General features: G+C 57.1%; 14 protein-coding genes. 10 read left to right on the top strand and 4 right to left on the bottom strand.

Features of this window, described 5'->3' with window-relative positions:
• Positions 1–235: 235 nt before the first annotated feature.
• The 4 genes from metA to aceK all read left to right on the top strand — a co-directional run bounded on the left by metA (position 236) and on the right by aceK (position 6,253).
• Complete coding sequence (metA, locus tag USG84_RS20255; protein WP_151413575.1) at positions 236–1,165, top strand: homoserine O-acetyltransferase MetA; 930 nt, start codon at positions 236–238, stop codon at positions 1,163–1,165.
• Between the two features lie 270 nt (positions 1,166–1,435).
• Positions 1,436–3,037 (top strand): malate synthase A, encoded by a 1,602-nt coding sequence (gene aceB, locus USG84_RS20250; RefSeq protein ID WP_151413576.1) that lies wholly within the window; start codon positions 1,436–1,438, stop codon positions 3,035–3,037.
• Between the two features lie 31 nt (positions 3,038–3,068).
• Positions 3,069–4,373 carry an isocitrate lyase gene (gene aceA, locus USG84_RS20245; RefSeq protein ID WP_045328956.1) on the top strand — a complete coding sequence of 435 codons (1,305 nt, stop codon included), beginning with the start codon at positions 3,069–3,071 and terminating at the stop codon, positions 4,371–4,373.
• A gap of 116 nt (positions 4,374–4,489) precedes the next feature.
• On the top strand, positions 4,490–6,253 hold the full coding sequence (gene aceK, locus USG84_RS20240; protein WP_151413577.1) for a bifunctional isocitrate dehydrogenase kinase/phosphatase: 1,764 nt from the start codon (positions 4,490–4,492) through the stop codon (positions 6,251–6,253).
• On the opposite strand, the gene iclR is transcribed toward aceK, so the two are convergent.
• The gene (gene iclR, locus USG84_RS20235) at positions 6,207–7,034 is read right to left on the bottom strand and encodes a glyoxylate bypass operon transcriptional repressor IclR (protein ID WP_072201792.1); all 828 of its coding nucleotides are present in this window, start codon (positions 7,032–7,034) and stop codon (positions 6,207–6,209) included. The two genes, aceK and iclR, sit on opposite strands and share 47 nt — an antisense overlap.
• Before the next feature lie 193 nt (positions 7,035–7,227).
• Between iclR and metH the strand changes: the two genes are divergently transcribed.
• The 5 genes from metH (at position 7,228) to rluF (ending at position 14,289) form a co-directional block, all read left to right on the top strand.
• Entirely contained in the window at positions 7,228–10,911 is a 3,684-nt protein-coding gene (gene metH / locus USG84_RS20230; protein WP_320738437.1) for a methionine synthase, read from the top strand.
• A 113-nt stretch (positions 10,912–11,024) separates the two neighbouring features.
• Positions 11,025–12,656, top strand: a complete 1,632-nt coding sequence (locus tag USG84_RS20225; RefSeq protein WP_320738436.1) for a Na/Pi cotransporter family protein — start codon at positions 11,025–11,027, stop codon at positions 12,654–12,656.
• A gap of 95 nt (positions 12,657–12,751) precedes the next feature.
• Positions 12,752–13,045 carry a type II toxin-antitoxin system CcdA family antitoxin gene (locus tag USG84_RS20220; protein ID WP_119916526.1) on the top strand — a complete coding sequence of 98 codons (294 nt, stop codon included), beginning with the start codon at positions 12,752–12,754 and terminating at the stop codon, positions 13,043–13,045.
• Positions 13,045–13,362 (top strand): CcdB family protein, encoded by a 318-nt coding sequence (locus USG84_RS20215; RefSeq protein WP_151413580.1) that lies wholly within the window; start codon positions 13,045–13,047, stop codon positions 13,360–13,362. Before USG84_RS20220 ends, USG84_RS20215 begins: the two co-directional genes overlap by 1 nt.
• Before the next feature lie 54 nt (positions 13,363–13,416).
• Positions 13,417–14,289 carry a 23S rRNA pseudouridine(2604) synthase RluF gene (gene rluF / locus USG84_RS20210; RefSeq protein ID WP_151413581.1) on the top strand — a complete coding sequence of 291 codons (873 nt, stop codon included), beginning with the start codon at positions 13,417–13,419 and terminating at the stop codon, positions 14,287–14,289.
• On the opposite strand, the gene USG84_RS20205 is transcribed toward rluF, so the two are convergent.
• The 3 genes from USG84_RS20205 to lysC all read right to left on the bottom strand — a co-directional run bounded on the left by USG84_RS20205 (position 14,290) and on the right by lysC (position 17,000).
• Positions 14,290–14,562 (bottom strand): DUF3811 domain-containing protein, encoded by a 273-nt coding sequence (locus USG84_RS20205; protein WP_003860346.1) that lies wholly within the window; start codon positions 14,560–14,562, stop codon positions 14,290–14,292.
• A gap of 50 nt (positions 14,563–14,612) precedes the next feature.
• On the bottom strand, positions 14,613–15,557 hold the full coding sequence (gene panS / locus USG84_RS20200; protein WP_253540336.1) for a ketopantoate/pantoate/pantothenate transporter PanS: 945 nt from the start codon (positions 15,555–15,557) through the stop codon (positions 14,613–14,615).
• Positions 15,558–15,650: 93 nt separating this feature from the next.
• Entirely contained in the window at positions 15,651–17,000 is a 1,350-nt protein-coding gene (gene lysC / locus USG84_RS20195) for a lysine-sensitive aspartokinase 3 (RefSeq protein ID WP_041911575.1), read from the bottom strand.
• A 374-nt stretch (positions 17,001–17,374) separates the two neighbouring features.
• Between lysC and pgi the strand changes: the two genes are divergently transcribed.
• Positions 17,375–19,024: a glucose-6-phosphate isomerase gene (pgi, locus tag USG84_RS20190; protein WP_061099586.1), complete on the top strand. Its 1,650-nt coding sequence runs from the start codon at positions 17,375–17,377 to the stop codon at positions 19,022–19,024.
• Positions 19,025–19,082: the final 58 nt, after the last annotated feature.

The following is a 19,082-nucleotide window of genomic DNA, read 5'->3' as shown; positions in this document are numbered from 1 at the left end:
ACGCCGTAGCGCCGATGGTAGTGTGGGGTCTCCCCATGTGAGAGTAGGGAACTGCCAGGCATTAATTAAGAAGAACCCCGTACCGTAAGGTGCGGGGTTTTTTGCTTTTGTTTTCTCCCTCACCCTGAAACTTTCTCACCTTCGACTTGCAGGCTCGACATTCATACCATTTCTGGGTATCGTTAGCTGTCTGGATGTCTAAACGTTTATACGTATACTGTGAGGAAGTAAGGTTATGCCGATTCGGGTGCAGGACGAGCTACCAGCCGTCAATTTCTTACGTGAAGAGAACGTCTTCGTGATGACGGCTTCACGCGCGACAGGTCAGGAAATTCGCCCGCTGAAGGTACTCATCCTCAACCTGATGCCGAAAAAGATCGAAACGGAGAATCAGTTCCTGCGTCTTCTGTCGAACTCACCGCTGCAGGTGGATATTCAGCTGCTGCGTATTGATGCCCGTGAGTCACGTAACACGCCCTCTGAGCATCTTAATAACTTCTACTGTAACTTCGAAGATATTCAGGGGGAAAACTTCGACGGACTGATTGTGACCGGCGCGCCGCTCGGTCTGGTTGAATTTAACGATGTTGCCTACTGGCCGCAGATCAAACAAGTGCTGGAGTGGGCAAAGGATCACGTCACGTCAACGCTGTTTGTCTGTTGGGCGGTACAGGCCGCACTCAACATTCTCTACGGTATTCCCAAGCAAACCCGCACTGAAAAGCTCTCCGGCGTATACGAACACCACATTCTTCATCCACACGCGCTGCTGACGCGTGGGTTTGACGACTCCTTCCTGGCCCCGCATTCTCGCTACGCCGATTTCCCGGCCCAGCTGATTCGTGATTACACCGATCTGGAGATCCTGGCTGAAACGGAAGATGGGGATGCCTACCTGTTTGCCAGCAAGGATAAACGCATTGCTTTTGTGACCGGGCATCCTGAGTACGATCCGCATACCCTCGCGTCAGAGTATTTCCGTGATGTCGAGGCGGGTCTTAATCCGGATGTACCGTACAACTATTTCCCGAAAGACGATCCGCAAAACAAACCGAGAGCGACCTGGCGCAGCCACGGCAATTTGCTTTTCACTAACTGGCTCAACTATTACGTCTACCAGATTACGCCGTACGATCTTCGCCACATGAATCCGACGCTGGAGTAATCTTCTGCATTAAACGATCCTAAAGCGTTTCAGCTATTCAGATAAGGCACCTTCGGGTGCCTTTTTTATTTCCGAAATTCCATTCAACACCCAATAAAACTTTAATCTCATAATAATCAAAAAGTTAACTGAACAAATTAAATAAAATGGAAATTGTTTTTGATTTTGGAAAAATTATAGATAGTCTTAATTCTGCTGAGCGAAAACTACACAACGATCTTTCGTTCGCATTGGGGGCGTGATTTTGGATCTTTGATGAGGAGCAGAAAGATGACTCAACAGGCAACAACGGTCGATGAGCTGACCTTTACCCAGCCGTATGGCGAGCAAGAGCTGCAAATTTTGACGGCGGAAGCGGTAGAATTTCTGACTGAACTGGTGACCCGCTTTACGCCGCAGCGTAATAAGCTGCTGGCGGCACGCATTCATCAGCAGCAGGAAATTGACGACGGCAAGTTGCCTGGATTTATTTCGGAAACCGCTTCCATTCGTCGCGGCGAGTGGAAAATCCGCGGCATCCCTGAAGATTTACAGGATCGTCGCGTTGAGATCACCGGTCCGGTCGAACGCAAAATGGTGATCAACGCCATGAACGCGAACGTTAAAGTCTTTATGGCCGATTTTGAAGACTCGCTGGCCCCGGACTGGAACAAAGTTATCGACGGGCAGATCAACCTGCGCGATGCCGTGAACGGTACTATCAGCTATACCAACGAAGCCGGGAAAATCTACCAGCTCAAACCGAATCCGGCGGTTCTGATCTGTCGCGTACGCGGTCTGCACCTGCCTGAAAAACATGTCACATGGCGTGGGGAAGCCATTCCGGGCAGCCTGTTTGATTTCGCACTCTATTTCTTACACAACTACAAGAACCTGCTGGCAAAAGGTAGCGGCCCCTATTTCTATCTGCCAAAAACGCAGGCCTGGCAGGAAGCCGCCTGGTGGAGTGAAGTATTCAGCTACGCGGAAGATCGTTTCAACCTGCCGCGCGGCACCATCAAGGCCACGCTGCTGATTGAAACGCTGCCCGCCGTGTTCCAGATGAATGAAATTCTGCATGCCCTGCGCGACCACGTTGTCGGGCTGAACTGCGGACGCTGGGACTATATCTTCAGCTACATCAAAACCCTGAAAAATTATCCCGACCGCGTGCTGCCGGATCGCCAGGTCGTGACCATGGATAAACCGTTCCTGAGCGCCTACTCGCGCCTGCTGATTAAAACCTGCCACAAGCGCGGTGCCTTTGCGATGGGCGGCATGGCGGCCTTTATCCCGAGCAAAGACGCGGAGCGCAACAATCAGGTGCTCAATAAGGTGAAAGCCGACAAAGAGCTTGAAGCCCGCAACGGTCACGACGGCACGTGGATTGCCCATCCGGGTCTGGCCGATACGGCGATGGAAGTCTTCAACCGCGTACTCGGCGATAACAAAAACCAGCTGTTTGTCACGCGCGAAGAAGATGCCCCAACGGCTGAAGAACAGCTGCTGGCTCCGTGCGCAGGTGAGCGTACGGAAGAGGGCATGCGCGCCAATATCCGCGTCGCGGTCCAGTACATCGAGGCGTGGATCTCCGGAAACGGCTGCGTGCCTATCTACGGCCTGATGGAAGATGCCGCCACGGCGGAAATCTCCCGCACCTCTATCTGGCAGTGGATCCACCATCAAAAAACGCTCAGCAACGGCAAGCCGGTGACAAAAGCGCTGTTCCGCCAGATGCTGGCCGAAGAGATGCGGGTGATCCAGGACGAGCTGGGCGAACACCGCTTCAGCAGCGGACGTTTTGACGACGCAGCGCGCCTGATGGAGCAAATCACCACCTCAGATGACTTAATCGACTTCCTGACCCTGCCGGGCTACCGCTTCCTGGCGTAACTCACCACATAACAATATGGAGCATCTGCACATGAAAACCCGTACCCAACAAATCGAAGAATTAAAAAAAGAGTGGACTCAACCGCGCTGGGAAGGCATCCGCCGTCCTTACAGCGCGGAGGAAGTGGTGAAATTACGCGGCTCGGTCAACCCGGAATGCACGCTGGCGCAAAATGGCGCGGCGAAAATGTGGAAGCTGCTGCACGGTGGTTCCAAAAAGGGTTATATCAACAGCCTCGGCGCGCTGACAGGCGGTCAGGCACTGCAGCAGGCAAAGGCCGGCATTGAAGCCATCTACCTTTCCGGCTGGCAGGTCGCGGCGGACGCCAACCTGGCCTCCAGCATGTACCCGGATCAGTCGCTCTATCCGGCTAACTCCGTGCCGTCGGTCGTGGATCGGATCAACAACACCTTCCGCCGTGCGGATCAGATCCAGTGGGCCGCCGGTATCGAACCTGACGATCCGCGCTTTATTGACTACTTCCTGCCGATCGTCGCGGATGCGGAGGCGGGATTCGGCGGCGTGCTGAACGCCTTCGAGCTGATGAAATCGATGATTGAGGCCGGTGCAGCGGCCGTTCACTTCGAAGACCAGCTGGCGTCAGTGAAGAAGTGCGGACACATGGGCGGTAAAGTGCTTGTTCCAACGCAGGAAGCCGTGCAGAAGCTGGTTGCCGCGCGTCTGGCTGCTGACGTGCTCGGCGTGCCGACGCTGGTGATTGCCCGTACCGATGCGGACGCGGCGGACCTGATTACCTCTGACTGTGACCCGTACGACAGCGAATTCATTACCGGCGAGCGCACCAGTGAAGGCTTCTACCGCACACATGCCGGCATTGAACAGGCGATCAGCCGCGGCCTGGCGTACGCGCCTTACGCGGACCTGGTCTGGTGTGAAACCTCCACGCCGGACCTGGCGCTGGCAAAACGGTTTGCAGATGCCATCCACGCGAAATACCCGGGCAAGCTGCTGGCCTACAACTGCTCGCCGTCCTTCAACTGGCAGAAAAAGCTGGATGACAAAACCATCGCCAGCTTCCAGCAGCAGCTGTCCGACATGGGCTACAAATACCAGTTCATTACCCTGGCGGGCATCCACAGCATGTGGTTCAACATGTTCGATCTGGCGCACGCCTACGCGCAGGGTGAGGGCATGAAGCACTACGTTGAGAAGGTCCAGCAGCCGGAATTTGCGGCGGGCAAAGACGGCTACACCTTCGTGTCTCACCAGCAGGAGGTAGGAACCGGCTACTTCGACAATGTGACCACGATTATTCAGGGCGGCACCTCCTCCGTCACCGCCTTAACGGGTTCAACCGAAGAAGCACAGTTCTAATTTTTTCCCCCTCACCCCGGCCCTCTCCCCGAAGGGGCGAGGGGGAAAAAAGATTCGCACCAGACCGTTCCCTCTCCCCTTGGGGAGAGGGCTAGGGTGAGGGGTAAGGGGAATATATGTCGCGTGGCCTGGAATTACTGATTGCCCAAACTATTTTGCAGGGCTTCGATGCCCAGTATGGCCGTTTTCTGGAAGTGACATCCGGCGCGCAGCAGCGCTTCGAACATGCAGACTGGCATGCGGTTCAGCAGGCCATGAAGCAGCGTATTCATCTCTACGACCACCATGTGGGTCTGGTGGTGGAACAGCTGCGCTGTATTACCGACGGTAAAAGCCCGGACGCGGAATTTTTACTGCGCGTGAAAGAGCATTACACCCATCTGTTACCCGACTATCCGCGCTTCGAGATTGCGGAGAGCTTTTTCAACTCCGTCTATTGCCGGTTATTTGACCACCGCTCATTATCTCCTGAGCGGTTATTTATCTTCAGCTCCCAGCCCGAGCGACGCTTTCGCACCATTCCGCGTCCGCTGGCGAAGGATTTCTTTCCCGATCGCGGATGGGACAAGCTCCTGCACCGCGTATTAACCGATTTGCCGCTGCGCCTGCCCTGGGAGAATAAAGTCCGGGACATCGGCTATATCCACGCGCATCTCAATGAAACCTTCGGCGCTGAGGTGCTCAGCCAAAGCCATTTGCAGGTTGCCAACGAGCTTTTCTACCGCAATAAGGCCGCCTGGCTGGTGGGAAAACTGGTTACGCCGACGGCCATCGTGCCGTTTCTGTTACCGATCCATCGAACCGACGACGGGGAACTGTTTGTTGATACCTGCCTGACTACCAGCGCCGAGGCCAGCATAGTGTTTGGCTTCGCCCGCTCCTATTTCATGGTGTACGCCCCGCTGCCTGCCGCCCTGGTGGAGTGGCTGCGCGAGATCCTGCCCGGTAAAACCACCGCCGAGCTGTATATGGCGATTGGCTGCCAGAAGCACGCCAAAACGGAAAGCTACCGGGAATACCTGCGCTATGTCACCACCGCCGATGAGCAGTTTATCGAGGCGCCCGGCATTCGCGGTATGGTGATGCTGGTCTTCACGCTGCCGGGCTTTGACCGGGTCTTTAAGGTGATAAAAGACAGATTCGCGCCGCAGAAAGAGATGACCGCCGCGCACGTCCGCGCCTGCTATCAGCTGGTTAAAGAGCACGACCGCGTCGGGCGCATGGCGGATACCCAGGAGTTTGAAAACTTTGTGCTGGATAAACAGCAGATCGACCCGGCGCTCATGGCGCTTTTAATGCAGGAAGCACCCGCCAAAATCACCGATCTTGGCGACAAAATAGCAATTAGCCATCTTTACATTGAACGCCGCATGGTGCCGCTGAATATCTGGCTGGAGCAGTCAGACGGTCAGGCTTTACGAGACGCCATTGAGGAGTACGGTAACGCGATTCGCCAGCTGGCCGCCGCCAATATTTTCCCGGGCGACATGCTGTTTAAAAACTTCGGCGTCACCCGTCACGGGCGGGTGGTGTTCTACGATTACGATGAAATTTGCTATATGACCGAAGTGAACTTCCGCGATATCCCGCCGCCCCGCTACCCGGAAGATGAGCTCTCCAGCGAGCCGTGGTACAGCGTTTCGCCGGGAGATGTGTTTCCTGAAGAGTTTCGCCACTGGCTGTGCGCCGACCCGCGTATCGGGCCGCTATTCGAAGAGATGCATGCCGATCTGTTCCGCGCCAGCTACTGGCGCGGGCTGCAAACGCGGATCAAAAACGGGCACGTGGAGGATGTGTACGCTTACCGCCGCAAGCAGCGGTTTTGTGTGCGGTTTAACGAATCCCACCATACGCCAGCGTCACCTCTTTCGCGGCCTTAATCACCAGCGCGCCCAGCTCGGTCACCCGGTCGTCGGTCATGCGTGAAATCGGCCCGGAGATGGAGATCGCGGCGAACGGCTCGCGGTGCTCGTCAAAAATGCAGGACGCCAGGCAGCGCAGGCCCAGCGCATGTTCTTCATCATCAAACGAATAGCCGCGCTTGCGGGTTAACGCCAGATCTTCTTTCAGATGCACCGGCGACACCAGCGTGGCGTGGGTGTAGGCGTGCAGCCCTTTTCGGTGCAGCAGCCCCGTCACCTGCTCTTCACTGAGCTGCGAGAGAAACGCTTTCCCCGCCCCGGAGGCGTGCATCGGCAGCTTGCCGCCAATCGGCGCGGACATACGCATCAGCTGCGTGCACTGCACCTGGTCAATGATAATCGCCTGGTGGTCGCTCTGGTCCAGCACCGCCAGGTTCACCGTCTCGCCGGACTCCTCCATCAGTTTGCGCAGAATAGGGTGCACAATCGCCAGCAGGTTACGGCTCTGCAGGAAGCTGCTGCCCACGATAAACGCGTGCGCGCCCACCGCCCAGTGACCCAGCTCGCCTACCTGGCGAACAAAGCCCAGCTGCTGCATGGTGGTCAACAGGCGGTGCGTGGTGGAGTTCGGCAGGCCAGCCTGCTGAGCCAGCTCCGTCAGGGCCACGCTGCCGTGCGACTCGGCTATCCACTCCAGCAGCTTCAGACCGCGCGTCAGGGATTGGACCTGTCCGCCGGGTTGTGCGGCGGCGGTGGCGGCAGGTTTTCTGCCGCGTTTGGCGGGAACGGTCGCGACCATGAAGATCTCCTTTTTCTGTATCGTGGAAATCATTTTCGTTTTATTTGGTGATTTTGCAACCGCTTTCCTGACTGATCGGAGGAGTGATGGTGAACATGTCTCATGTTACCGCGGTGTGACTTTTCCACCCCGCGAGATTGTGCCAGTATGGAACGCAGCCTTTTGGCCTTGTTGAGCGTTGTCGGGAGCAAGTGTGAGCAGCAAAGTAGAGCAACTTCGTGCGCAGTTAAATGAACGAATTCTGGTGCTGGACGGCGGCATGGGCACCATGATCCAGGGCTATCGCCTGAGTGAAGACGATTTCCGCGGCGAGCGCTTCGCCGACTGGCCCTGCGACCTGAAAGGCAACAACGACCTGCTGGTGCTCAGCAAGCCGTCCGTCATTAAGGATATCCACAACGCCTACTTCGAAGCGGGTGCGGATATCGTTGAAACCAACACCTTCAACTCGACAACCATCGCCATGGCGGATTACCAGATGGAATCCCTGTCGGCGGAAATCAACTTTGAAGCGGCCAAACTCGCCCGCGCCTGTGCCGACGAGTGGACGGCCCGCACGCCGGACAAGCCGCGCTACGTTGCCGGGGTGCTGGGCCCGACGAACCGCACCGCGTCGATTTCACCGGACGTCAACGACCCGGCGTTTCGCAATATCACCTTCGATCAGCTGGTCGCGGCCTACCGTGAATCGACCAAAGCGCTGGTGGAAGGCGGTTCCGACCTGATCCTGATTGAAACCGTCTTCGACACCCTCAACGCCAAGGCCGCGATTTACGCGGTGAAAGAGGAGTTCGAGGCGCTGGGCGTTGAGCTGCCTGTCATGATTTCCGGCACCATCACCGACGCCTCCGGCCGCACCCTGTCCGGCCAGACCACCGAAGCGTTTTATAACTCCCTGCGCCACGCTGAAGCGCTCTCCTTCGGTCTGAACTGCGCGCTGGGGCCGGACGAACTGCGCCAGTACGTGCAGGAACTTTCGCGCATCGCCGAATGCTACGTTACCGCGCACCCGAACGCCGGTCTGCCGAACGCGTTTGGTGAATACGATCTCGATGCTGACACCATGGCGGCGCAAATCCGCGAGTGGGCCGAGTCAGGCTTCCTGAACATCGTCGGCGGCTGCTGCGGCACCACGCCGGAGCACATCGCCGCCATGAGCAACGCCGTGGCCGGGCTTCCGCCGCGCAAGCTGCCAGAGCTTCCTGTTGCCTGCCGCCTCTCCGGCCTTGAGCCGTTGACCATCGGCGACGACAGCCTGTTTGTGAACGTGGGTGAGCGTACAAACGTTACCGGCTCCGCAAAGTTCAAGCGCCTGATCAAAGAAGAGAACTACAGCGAGGCGCTTGACGTTGCCCGCCAGCAGGTGGAAAACGGCGCGCAGATTATCGATATCAACATGGACGAGGGGATGCTTGACGCCGAAGCGGCGATGGTGCGTTTCCTCAACCTGATTGCCGGTGAGCCGGACATCGCCCGCGTGCCGATCATGATTGACTCCTCCAAGTGGGAAGTTATCGAAAAAGGGCTGAAGTGCATTCAGGGCAAAGGCATCGTTAACTCCATCTCGATGAAAGAGGGCGTGGATATCTTTATCCACCACGCGAAGATGGTGCGCCGCTACGGTGCCGCCGTGGTGGTGATGGCCTTCGATGAAGTGGGCCAGGCGGATACCCGCGAGCGTAAAATCGAGATTTGCCGCCGCGCGTACAAGATTTTGACCGAAGAGGTGGGCTTCCCGCCGGAAGACATCATCTTCGACCCGAACATCTTCGCCGTCGCGACCGGCATCGAAGAGCACAACAACTACGCCCAGGACTTTATCGGCGCGTGTGAAGACATCAAGCGCGAGCTGCCGCATGCGCTGATCTCCGGCGGCGTGTCGAACGTCTCGTTCTCGTTCCGCGGCAACGACCCGGTGCGTGAAGCGATCCACGCCGTGTTCCTCTACTACGCCATCCGCAACGGGATGGACATGGGGATCGTTAACGCCGGCCAGCTGGCAATTTATGACGATCTCCCTGCCGAGCTGCGCGATGCCGTAGAGGACGTGATCCTTAACCGCCGCGACGACGCCACCGAGCGCTTGCTGGACCTGGCGGAGAAATACCGCGGCAGCAAAGCGGATGAGTCGGCCAACGTTCAGCAGGCCGAGTGGCGTTCCTGGGACGTGAAAAAGCGTCTGGAATACTCGCTGGTAAAAGGCATTACCGAGTTCATCGAGCAGGATACAGAGGAAGCGCGCCAGCAGGCAGCCCGCCCGATTGAGGTGATTGAAGGCCCGCTGATGGACGGCATGAACGTGGTCGGCGATCTGTTCGGCGAAGGTAAGATGTTCCTGCCGCAGGTAGTAAAATCAGCCCGCGTTATGAAGCAGGCCGTGGCCTATCTGGAACCCTTCATCGAAGCCAGCAAAGAGAAAGGCTCCAGCAACGGCAAGATGGTCATCGCCACCGTGAAGGGCGACGTGCACGACATCGGCAAGAATATCGTCGGCGTGGTGCTGCAGTGTAATAACTACGAGATTATTGACCTCGGCGTGATGGTCCCGGCGGATAAAATCCTCAAGACCGCGCGCGAAGTGAACGCCGACCTGATCGGCCTCTCCGGGCTGATTACTCCGTCGCTGGACGAGATGGTCAACGTGGCTAAGGAGATGGAGCGTCAGGGCTTCACCATTCCGCTGCTGATTGGCGGGGCGACCACCTCGAAAGCGCACACGGCGGTGAAGATCGAGCAGAACTACAGCGGACCGACGGTTTACGTGCAGAACGCCTCGCGCACGGTGGGCGTGGTGTCCGCGCTGCTCTCCGAGACTCAGCGCGACGAATTTGTGGCGCGCACCCGTCAGGAGTACGAAACCGTCCGCATCCAGCACGGCCGTAAGAAACCGCGCACCCCGCCGGTTTCACTTCAGGCTGCGCGCGATAACGACCTGGCCTTTGACTGGTCCAGCTATACGCCGCCGGTCGCGCACCGTCTGGGCGTGCAGGACGTGACGGCCAGCATCGAAACGCTGCGTAACTACATCGACTGGACGCCGTTCTTTATGACCTGGTCGCTGGCGGGCAAATACCCGCGCATCCTGGAGGATGAGGTGGTAGGCGAGGAGGCGAAGCGCCTGTTTAAAGACGCCAACGATATGCTGGACACGCTGAGTGCAGAGAAAACCCTCAACCCGCGCGGCGTAGTGGGGCTGTTCCCGGCGAACCGCGTGGGTGACGACGTGGAAATCTACCGCGATGAAACCCGCACCCACGTGCTGGCGGTGAGCCACCACCTGCGGCAGCAAACCGAGAAAGTGGGCTTTGCCAACTACTGCCTGGCGGATTTCGTTGCGCCGAAGCTGAGCGGTAAGGCCGACTATATCGGCGCCTTTGCGGTTACCGGTGGTCTTGAAGAAGACGCCCTGGCGGACGCGTTCGAAGCGCAGCACGATGATTACAATAAGATCATGGTGAAAGCGATTGCTGACCGCCTGGCGGAAGCCTTTGCTGAATATCTCCACGAGCGCGTGCGCAAGGTGTACTGGGGCTACGCGGCGAATGAGAACCTCAGCAACGAGGAGCTGATCCGCGAAAATTACCAGGGCATTCGTCCGGCGCCGGGCTATCCGGCCTGTCCGGAACACACCGAAAAAGGCACCATCTGGAAACTGCTGGACGTGGAAACGCATACCGGCATGAAGCTCACCGAGTCGTTCGCCATGTGGCCGGGCGCGTCCGTGTCGGGCTGGTACTTCAGCCATCCGGACAGCAAGTACTTCGCCGTGGCGCAGCTGCAGCGCGATCAGATCGAAGATTACGCCCTGCGCAAAGGCATGAGCGTGTCAGAGGTCGAGCGCTGGCTGGCGCCGAATTTAGGCTACGACGCGGACTAACGTCACTTTTCCTTACAACAAACAGGGCACCTCAACGGTGCCCTGTCTCTTTCTTACGTTTAAACCCTTATACTCAATCATAAAATCTATAACGATAAGGAGAACCCACTTCCGTGCTGACGTTGTTACATTTGCTTTCGGCAGTCGCACTGCTCGTATGGGGCACCCATATTGTCCGCACCGGCGTGATGCGCGTGTTTGGCGCGCGCTTACGTACCGTTCTCAGCAGCAGCGTTGAGAAGAAGCCGCTCGCCTTCTGTGCGGGCATCGGCGTGACGGCGCTGGTGCAAAGCAGCAATGCCACCACCATGCTCGTCACCTCGTTTGTGGCGCAGGATCTGGTCGCGCTCGCCCCGGCGCTGGTGATCGTGCTGGGTGCCGACGTCGGCACCGCGCTGATGGCGCGTATCCTGACGTTCGATCTCTCATGGCTGTCGCCGCTGCTGATTTTCATCGGCGTGATCTTTTTCCTTGGCCGCAAGCAGACCCGGGCCGGGCAGCTTGGCCGCGTGGGCATTGGCCTCGGACTGATTCTGCTGGCGCTGGAGCTGATTGTGCAGGCGGTGACGCCTATTACCGAGGCCAACGGCGTGCAGGTCATCTTCGCCTCGCTGACCGGTGACATCATGCTGGATGCGCTGATCGGGGCAGTATTTGCCATCATCAGCTACTCCAGCCTGGCCGCCGTGCTGCTGACGGCCACGCTCACTGCCGCGGGCGCGATCTCCTTCCCGGTGGCGCTGTGTCTGGTGATCGGCGCTAACCTCGGCTCTGGCCTGCTGGCGATGCTCAACAACAGCGCGGCCAATGCCGCTGCCCGCCGCGTGGCGCTGGGGAGCCTGCTGTTTAAGCTGGTGGGCAGCCTGATTATTCTGCCGTTTGTCCATCCGCTGGCGAACCTGATGGACAACCTCCCGCTGCCGAAAGCGGAGCTGGTGATCTACTTCCACGTCTTCTACAACCTGGTGCGCTGTCTGGCTATGGTGCCGTTTGCCGCGCCGATGGCCCGCTTCTGCGAGCGTCTAATCCGTGATGAACCGGAGCTGGACGCGCGCCTTAAGCCGAAGCATCTGGATACTTCCGTGCTGGACACGCCGGCGCTGGCTATCGCCAACGCCGCCCGCGAAACGCTGCGCATGGGCGATGCGATGGAAACCATGCTTGAAGGCCTGCAGAAGGTGATGCACGGCGAGCCGCGCGAGGAAAAAGAGCTGCGCAGGCTGGCGGACGACATCAACGTACTGTACACCGCCATCAAGCTCTATCTGGCGCGTATCCCGCAGGACGAGCTGGCGGAGGAGGAATCCCGCCGCTGGGCGGAAATCATCGAGATGTCGCTTAACCTTGAGCAGGCCTCGGATATCGTCGAGCGTATGGGCAGCGAGATCGCCGATAAATCGCTGGCCGCGCGTCGGGCATTTTCTGTTGAAGGGTTAAAAGAGCTGGAAGCGCTCCACGAGCAGCTGATGAGCAACCTCAAGCTGGCGATGTCGGTCTTCTTCTCCAGCGACGTGCCGAGCGCCCGCCGCCTGCGCCGCAACAAGCATCGTTTCCGCATCCTCAACCGCCGATACTCGCATGCCCACGTTGAGCGTCTGCACCAGCAGAACGTGCAGAGCATCGAGACCAGCTCCCTGCACCTGGGGCTGCTGGGGGATATGAAACGTCTTAACTCCTTGTTCTGCGCGGTGGCCTATAGCGTGATGGAACAGCCGGATGAAGACGACGAGCGGGACGAGTATTAATCTCTGAAAGCGCCTCGCAAAACCGTTTTGCGAGGCGTGACACCTTATAAAGCAGCATTTACTCTTCAGACCTTACATTTTGAAGGGAATAGAAAATGCTCGTTTATTACGCTACACTTCGTCAATTCATGCGCATTCCGATGGGGGTTCTCATGCGCACTACTCCTGGCATTAAAAAATCAGTCAATGTGTCGTTAGCACCAGACATTCTTGAAGAGGCGCGACGGCTTAAACTTAATCTTTCCGCTGTGCTCACGGCTGCACTGCAGGAACAGTTTCGTGCGCATCAGCGCGCAGAGTGGTTAGCAGAAAATAAAGCTTCTATCGAGGCCATTAACCACTGGGTTGATGAAAACGGCTCCTTTAGTGATTTTCAGAGGTCGTTTTGATGGAGCAATATTTTGCTTATGAGAATGAAGGTAGGGGAAAAACTGCCTATCCCTGGCTAATCAATATGCAGCATCCCGTGGCTAATGTGATGAAGCATGTTCTGGTCGCCCCCGCAGTTGAGCTTAGCCACCTGGGAGGCATTCAGCCGCCTGCGAAAGTGTGCCCCGTCGTTGAGATAGCGGGTAAGCCCTGCGTGGTCATGATGCACATGATGGCTGGCATATCGCCAAGAGAGTTAGGTGAGCGTGTTGCCGATCTTACGCAAAACCGGGCTTCATTGCGGGATGCACTCGTTTTTTTAATCAACGGTTACTAACACTTTTTTGTCAGCCGCAAGGTAAGGTATATTTCGCCCTTCACAGGAGAAACTATGCTGCCAACTCAATCAACCCGATTAAACAAATACATTAGCGAGAGCGGGATCTGCTCACGTCGCGAGGCGGACCGTTACATTGAACAAGGTAACGTGTTCCTCAACGGCAAACGCGCCACTATCGGTGACCAGGTGGTCCCTGGCGATGTGGTTAAAGTGAATGGTCAGCTCATCGAACCGCGCGATGCAGAAGACCTGGTGTTTATCGCGTTGAACAAGCCGGTTGGGATTGTCAGCACCACGGAAGATGGCGAGCGGGACAACATCGTTGATTTCGTGAACCACAGCAGCCGCATCTTCCCGATTGGCCGTCTGGATAAAGACTCTCAGGGGCTGATTTTCCTCACTAACCACGGCGATCTGGTCAACAAAATCCTGCGTGCCGGTAATGACCACGAGAAAGAGTACATTGTGACGGTAAATAAGCCGGTCACGGACGAATTTATTCGCGGCATGGGAGCCGGTGTGCCGATCCTCGGCACCGTCACGAAGAAGTGTAAGGTCAAGAAAGAGGCGCCATTCGCGTTCCGCATTACGCTGGTGCAGGGCCTGAACCGTCAAATCCGCCGCATGTGCGAACACTTCGGCTATGAAGTGACGAAGCTGGAACGCACGCGCATCATGAACGTTAGCCTGTCCGGGATCCCGCTGGGCGAGTGGCGTGACTTAACGGATGACGAGCTGATTGAGCTGTTCAAGCTTATCGAGAACTCGTCGTCAGAAGCGAAGCCGAAGGCCAAAGCAAAACCGAAAACCCAGGCGATTAAGCGTCCGGTCGTGAAGGCGCCGCAGGCGGAAGAGAAAGGACGAGGCAAGCCGGGCAACGGAAAACGCTTTACCCAGCCGGGGCGCAAAAAGAAAGGGCGCTGATTAGCGCCTTCCACGGGTTGATGTATTGGCGGACCAGGAAAAGGTCGCCTCTGCATCCGGCTTATAAGCCTGCTCTTTTTTCAGCTTGCGGGCTTTTTTCGCCGCAGCCTCACGTTGCGCCATCAGCTTATCGATGTACTCTTTTTTAACCTGATTGGTTTCGGCGTTCGTCAGCGTGCGGCCATGCGCGATGCGGGCGCGGTCGAGTAGCGTTTTCAGTTCACGCTGCTCGGCTTCCGTCATGTCTTTCTGGGTCAAACGTGGTGTAGCCATTGCTGAAGCCTCCTGATGGGGAGGCTTCAGTGTAAAGCAAGCCGCGTAAATTAACCCTGCTTCACCGCATCTTTTTTCGTTTGTTCATCAATCGGTTTACCGGACCAGTAGCCCGCCAGCAGCGAGCCGGACAGGTTGTGCCAGACGGAGAACAGCGCGCCCGGCAGGGCCGCTAGCGGCGAGAAGTAGATTTTACCCAGCGCCGCGGCCAGGCCCGAGTTCTGCATGCCCACTTCGATTGCCAGCGTGCGGCAGGTGGACTCGTCAAAGCCAAACAGCTTCCCGCCCCAGTAGCCGCCCAGCAGGCCAATGGTGTTATGCAACACTATCGCGATGATCACTACAAATCCCACGGAGGCAATGTGCGACGCGGAACCGGCCACCACGGCGCTGATGATCGCCAGGATGCAGAGCATCGAAAACGCGGGCAGGTACGGCTCAACCGCTTTCACCACGCGCGGGAAAAGATGGTGAATGACCAGCCCCAGCGCAATCGGGATCACCACGATTTGCAGAATGCTGAGCAGCATGCCCATCACGTCCACCTGAATATGCGCGTCCACGTACAGGCGGGTTAGCAGCGGTGTGGCAATGACGCCAACCAGCGTGGAAACGGAAGAGATGGTCACGGAGAGCGCCACGTCGCCTTTCGCCAGATAGATCATCACGTTAGATGCCGTACCGCTGGCGACGCTGCCCACCAGCACCATCCCGGCGGAGAGGTCGGGCGGCATCTTAAAGGCCATTGCCAGCAGCCAGGCCGCGAGCGGCATCACCAGGTAGTGCAGGAAGATCCCTGCGGCCACCGGCGCCGGGCGCGACAGCACGCGTTTAAAATCGTCGATTTTCAGGTGCACGCCCATGCCGAACATAATCAGCATCAGCAGCGTGGTGACCCACGGACCAATACCGGTGAACGTGGTGGGCGTGTAATACGCGAGTATGGAGAGCAGCAGCGCCCATAGCGGGAACAGCCGGGTGATAGCGGATAACATAATGAATTCCTTGCAGTATTGTCGTGTTGTTTAGTTATGAAAAAGCCGGGTCTGTGCCCGGCTTATAGGTATTGTTTATCGTGCTAACGAATTTTATTCAAACAAATTCTGATGAAGTTTCTGCACTACCTGCTCGGCCTGATCGGCAGGGACCAGGAAGCAGAGGTTATAGCTGGAGGCTCCGTAGCAGATCATGCGGATGTTGAACGGGTCAAGCACGCCAAACACCTCTTTGCCCACGCCGCAGGCGCGAGACAGCTTGTTACCGATGATGGCCACCAGCGCCAGGTCTTCTTCCACCTCCACGCGGCACAGCTCAGACAGCTCAATCAGCAGCGATTGCGTCAGCAGGGTGTCGCCGGTGGAGGTGGAGCCGGTGGTGTCCAGCGTCAGCGCAATGCTCACTTCGGAGGTGGTAATCAAATCTACAGAAATGTTATGGCGCGCGAGGATGCCAAACACTTCCGCCAGGAAGCCGCGGGAGTGGAGCATATTATGGCTGTGCAGCGTCACCAGCGTCTGGCGGCGGCGCAAGGCCAGCGCGCGGAACAGCGGCGGGTTCTCGGTTTTCTTGCAGACCAGCGTGCCGCCCGCTTTTGGATCTTTACTGGAGCCAACGAAGACCGGAATATCGCTGCGCACGGCAGGCAGCAGCGTTGCCGGATGCAGCACTTTCGCGCCGAAGGTGGCCATTTCCGCCGCTTCTTCAAACGCAATCACATCAATGCGTTTTGCCGCGGAAACGACGCGCGGATCGGTGGTGTAAATACCCGGCACGTCAGTCCAGATATCCACGCGCGTTGCGTGCAGGGCTTCGCCCAGCAGCGCGGCGGTGTAGTCGCTGCCGCCACGGCCAAGCGTTGTCGTGCGTCCTTTTGCTTCGCTGCCGATAAAGCCCTGGGTGATCACCATGCCTTCTGCCAGGCGCGGCGCCAGCTGCTGGTTGGTGAGCTCGGCCAGCATCTCAACGTCCGGTTCGGCGCGCCCAAAACGATCGCTGGTGCGCATCACTTTACGCACGTCAAACCACTGCGCCTGAACGTTACGCTCGCGCATAATTTCAACGAACAGCAGGGTAGACATCAATTCACCGTGGCTGACCAGTTCATCGGTCAGGGCGGTAGAGGTGGCCAGAGACGCCGCTTCTGCCAGGGTGGTGATATTTTCCAGCAAGCGCTCCACTTCTTCGCGGATCACGTTTGGATTTTGCAGACGTTCAAGAATGTCGAACTGAATTTTGCGCAGTGCATCCAGCTTCACGAAACGTTCTGTCGCTTCCAGTCCTTCAGACAGAGAAACCAGCAGGTTCGTCACGCCGGCGGATGCAGAGAGCACCACCAGGCGGGTATTCGGATCGGCCAGCACCACATCGGCGCTGCGGTTCATGGCATCGTAATCGGCCACACTGGTGCCGCCAAACTTGGCGACCACAAAACTCGTCATAACAACCTCGTGTCAGGGAATGAATAAGCGACCTTGGCACAAGAATGAAACGAAAACAGGTGCAGGCGCAAAATACGGCCCTATAAATAAAATGCGGGGGAGGTCCTGTCAATGCTGGGATTATGCGGATTTTTTATGGGGGGGTACCCCTGAGAAACAGGACTTATAACAGGGCCATATTTTATGCTCCATTTTACCCTGTTTTGACCGACATTTCGCCGCCCCGGGAGGGCTCTTCAGCAGCTATACTTTTCGGGTCTTTTCACCTGTGTTTGATACAGGCCAGGGCAATGGCATAAAAACCATCACAATTTTTATTTGCAGGCGCTACAATCGACCGCAGTCACAATTCTCAAATCAGAAGAGTATTGCTAATGAAAAACATCAACCCAACGCAGACCGCTGCCTGGCAGGCACTACAGAAACATTTTGATGAAATGAAAGACGTCACCATCGCGGATCTGTTCGCGAAAGATGCCGATCGTTTCACTAAGTTCTCCGCGACCTTCGATGACCTGATGCTGGTGGATTTCTCCAAGAACCGCATTACCGAAGAGACGCTGGCAAAACTGCAGGACCTGGCGAAAGAGACCGAGCTGGCCGACGCCATCAAATCCATGTTCTCCGGCGAGAAGATCAACCGCACCGAAGACCGTGCCGTGCTGCATGTGGCCCTGCGTAACCGTAGCAATACGCCAATCATCGTTGACGGCAAAGATGTGATGCCGGAAGTGAATGCGGTGCTGGAAAAGATGAAAGCTTTCTCCGAAGCGATCATCTCAGGCCAGTGGAAAGGCTACACCGGCAAACCAATTACGGATGTTGTTAACATCGGTATCGGCGGCTCTGACCTCGGTCCGTTCATGGTGACCGAAGCGCTGCGTCCGTATAAAAACCACCTCAACATGCACTTTGTCTCTAACGTCGACGGTACCCACATCGCCGAAGTGCTGAAGAACGTAAACCCGGAAACCACCCTGTTCCTGGTGGCGTCCAAAACCTTCACCACCCAGGAAACCATGACCAACGCCCACAGCGCGCGCGACTGGTTCCTGAAAACCGCTGGCGACAACAAGCACGTGGCGAAACACTTTGCGGCGCTGTCCACCAACGGTAAAGCCGTCAGCGAGTTCGGTATCGACACCGCGAACATGTTCGAGTTCTGGGACTGGGTTGGCGGCCGCTACTCTCTGTGGTCTGCAATCGGTCTGTCCATCATCCTGTCCGTGGGCTTCGACAACTTCGTTGAGCTGCTCTCCGGCGCGCACGCGATGGATAAACACTTCTCCACCACCGCACCAGAGAAAAACCTGCCGGTGCTGCTGGCGCTGATTGGGATCTGGTACAACAACTTCTTCGGCGCTGAAACCGAAGCTATCCTGCCTTACGACCAGTACATGCACCGCTTTGCGGCCTACTTCCAGCAGGGCAACATGGAATCCAACGGTAAGTACGTTGACCGTAACGGCAACGCGGTGGATTACCAGACCGGCCCAATCATTTGGGGCGAGCCGGGCACCAACGGCCAGCACGCGTTCTACCAGCTGATTCACCAGGGCACTAAAATGGTACCGTGCGATTTCATCGCGCCGGCAATCACGCACAACCCGCTGTCCGACCACCATCCGAAGCTGCTGTCCAACTTCTTCGCGCAGACCGAAGCGCTGGCGTTCGGTAAATCCCGCGAGGTGGTAGAGCAGGAATACCGTGACCAGGGTAAAGATCCGGCCACGCTGGACCACGTTGTGCCGTTCAAAGTGTTCGAAGGCAACCGTCCAACCAACTCCATCCTGCTGCGCGAAATCACCCCGTTCAGCCTGGGCGCGCTGATTGCGCTGTACGAGCACAAGATCTTCACTCAGGGCGCTATCCTGAACATCTTCACCTTTGACCAGTGGGGCGTAGAGCTGGGCAAACAGCTGGCAAACCGCATTCTGCCAGAGCTGGGTGACGATAAAGCGATCGACAGCCACGACAGTTCTACAAACGGTTTGATTAACCGTTATAAAGCATGGCGTGCGTAATTAATATGTCATGAAAAATGCCGGCGATATGCCGGCATTTTTTTATCGGATAATTCCT

The sequence above is a fragment of the Enterobacter sp. 168J2 genome (genome assembly GCF_034107265.1).
GTDB lineage: Bacteria > Pseudomonadota > Gammaproteobacteria > Enterobacterales > Enterobacteriaceae > Enterobacter > Enterobacter nematophilus.
Note: the sequence above shows the minus strand (reverse complement) of the source record. Positions and strands in the feature narration are given on the sequence as shown.